This is a genomic window from Schlesneria sp. (assembly GCF_036405755.1).
GTDB classification, from domain to species: domain Bacteria; phylum Planctomycetota; class Planctomycetia; order Planctomycetales; family Planctomycetaceae; genus Schlesneria; species Schlesneria sphaerica.
Genome location: NZ_DASWWZ010000639.1, coordinates 1 through 2,791, shown reverse-complemented (window position 1 = coordinate 2,791; position 2,791 = coordinate 1). Strand labels below are relative to the sequence as shown.

The following is a 2,791-nucleotide window of genomic DNA, read 5'->3' as shown; positions in this document are numbered from 1 at the left end:
ATGCAGGTGGGGATCGCGAGCTGGTGAAGTAAATCGCGAAGGAAACCGACTTCAGCCCCCTTGGTATCCAGCGTTCCCAGAAGATATACGGTCATCGAATTTCCTCGACTGCAGGAAGCGGACAGGCAGAGACTCGTTCGGGATCTGACCAGATCGGATACACGGCCTGTTACCTTGAAGCCATGGACTGGTGACACCGCGAATACGAAATTGCTGTACCTTCGCACTGACTGTAACACAGGCCGGGCGTGAGCCGAATTTTCTTACATCGCGGGAACGTGAGCCGGAACCACCGTCTTATTGCCCCCGGTTGAGGTACAGTTTGACATTTTGAGTCGCACGCCCTCCGGCAAGAAGATCCAGCTTGCCGTCCCCGTTGAAATCGGCAATCAGAGCATCCTCCACGGCGATGCCGCCATTGTCGATCACGTGTCGTGTCCACCTCTGTGAGGAAGGATCGTCTTGCGAGAAGACGTACAGCCCGGGACCCTTAATCTCACCTGTTCCCGGTTCACGGAAGCCGACCAGGATTTCATCCCCGCCGTCCCCGTCCAGGTCCGCGGTCCAGACGGCGTGCCCCTGTTTCAGCTCGGATTCGATGACCCGTCGTTCCAGGGGAAACTGACCTGATTTCGATTCGGTGTAGACTGCGACGCTGGTTCCGTGCATGGGCTCGACGGTCGCGACGAAACGCTTTCCCTGCTTTGTCTTCCCCAGCTTAATTTCTCCGGCCCCACGAAGTTCCGGTTTTGGTGATTCGGCCCCGCTGCCAATCCGCCGTTTCAAAAAGGCGTTTCCGGGACGGTGGATCACGAACAGGCCTTCTTCACTGGCGGTCAACGTATCTTGTGTGCCATCACCGTCCCAGTCGGCGTGTGTGTGACCGTGGACGCGATTCAGTGTCTCGTCAATCGGCGTCCCGATCCAGCGATCCATCTTCGGGTCCTTGGGAATTGAGAAGGCAAGCAGACGCACCCCTTCGTTCCCGTCGATACTGCGGTTTAGCGGCGACACCACCAGTTGCGGCTGACCTTCACCCAGAACATCCGCGAAGCTCATCCGGTGCGTGCTTTTCTCGTGGGCGATCAGGTGGACGGTCCAGGGATCTTCAGGTTTTTCGCCACGAGTCACCCACTGAATACTCCCCGTATTCGTCTTGATCCAACCCGCGCCCAAGGCGAAATCGATCTTGCCGTCGCCGTCGACATCGTGGACGGCGATGCAGACATTGTCCATTTCGGTCTGGTTATCGAGAATGACGTGCTTTTTCCAGGTCGGTGCTTCATACCACTGGAGTCGGTTCTCACTGACCGCCACGATGTCGAGCTTGCCGTCTCCGTTAACGTCGGCTTTGGTAACGGCGTAACAGACGGCGCCAATCCTCGGATCGATGGTCTGCGCCGTGAACTTGGGACAACCGGCCAGAGCTGGCTGAATCAAGGTCAGGATGGAAGTGAAGAACGCGGCCATCGAGTAGCAGAGACGCATGAATACACCTTCGTGAACGATGCAATGAGATCGGCATCAGTCAGAAATTGAGCGTGGAATGGAATCCATTCCACGCTCAGGCCGGCAGATTACACCTCGGGCAATGCTTCAGTCGCATCGCCAAACTTGTCGAGGTTCACACCCATCTTGTTCATCATCGAGAGATACAGGCGGCACATCTGTCTGTTCGATTGCTCACGATAATCGAGGACTTTTCCAGTCTTGATCTGGCCGCCGCCCCGTCCCACCATCACGACAGGCAACTGAGTTGCGTCGTGGCTGCCGCTCATCATGCTCGAGCAGAACATCAGCATGGTGTTATCCAGCGCCGTTCGCTCCCCTTCCTGAATCGCGTCGAGTCGCCTTGCGATGTAAGCCACCTGCTCGACGAAGAACTGATTGACCTTCAACCAGTCTGGTGTGTCCGAGTGTGACAACAAGTGATGGATCATGTAGTCGACGTTGAGGTGCGGGAACCGCAGCGAAGAATGATCGTTATTCAGCTTCAGCGTGCAGATTCGTGTGGTGTCGGTCTGGAAGCCGAGCACCATGATGTCACACATCAGCCGCATGTGTTCGGCGATATTCTGCGGAATCCCTTCGGGCGGACGAGGCATGTTGGGCTTGTCGAGCGTAGGACGCCAGCCCTGAAGTTCACCCAGCTTTCCGGCGTTCTCGATGCGCTGTTCGACATCCCGGACTGAATCGAGGTATTCATCCAGTTTGCGCTGGTCTGCGGTACTGATCGATCGACGAATTTGCCGGGCGTCAGAAAGGACCGCATCCAGAACACTCTTGTCCCCGCGCTGAACTTCGTCCTTGAACAGACGATCGAAGGCGAGCGACGGATACAACTCCAGCGGCGTAGGTGTGGTTGGTGAGCTCCACGAAATGTGAGAGCTGTAGATCATCGAGTAGTTTTTATGGACAGATGGGTTCGCCGCCTCGCAGCCCAGCACCAGGCTTGGCACTTTGGTAGTGCGACCGTAGGTCTGTGCCAGTAACTGGTCGACGCTGGTTCCTGAATGAATCTCGCCCCCCGCGGCAAGGGGAGCTCCGGACAACAGGTTGCCCGTCTGCGAACTGTGAATGTTCCCTTTCAGAGCCTGTTCGTTGTAAAGACCGCGAATGAAGAGTGTCTTATCGCGGAAATCATTCAGTGGTGCGAGCACCTGGCCTAACTCGAGTCCCCCCGGTGTTTCCTTGGCCCACCACTCCCTGGCGTGAAAGCCGTTTCCCGCAAACAGCACGGCGAGCCGGACGGGAGGTTGACTTCCCTTCTCGCTGCCCCGTGTTTCGTCAC

2 protein-coding genes are annotated in these 2,791 nt (G+C 56.9%); both read right to left on the bottom strand.

The genetic code is table 11. The features are described 5' to 3' along the window. Nucleotides 1–297 precede the first annotated feature (297 nt). Nucleotides 298–1,488 carry an FG-GAP repeat domain-containing protein gene (locus VGE80_RS21335; protein ID WP_397571405.1) on the bottom strand — a complete coding sequence of 397 codons (1,191 nt, stop codon included), beginning with the start codon at nucleotides 1,486–1,488 and terminating at the stop codon, nucleotides 298–300. Nucleotides 1,489–1,577: 89 nt separating this feature from the next. Next, nucleotides 1,578–2,791: DUF1552 domain-containing protein (locus tag VGE80_RS21330; RefSeq protein ID WP_440594044.1), on the bottom strand; the 1,214-nt coding region annotated here is incomplete at its 5' end.

Coding starts and splice junctions, on each gene's coding strand:
- VGE80_RS21335 (WP_397571405.1), bottom strand. CDS start 1,488: ATGCGTCTCTGCTACTCGATGGCCGCGTTCTTCACTTCCATCCTGACC.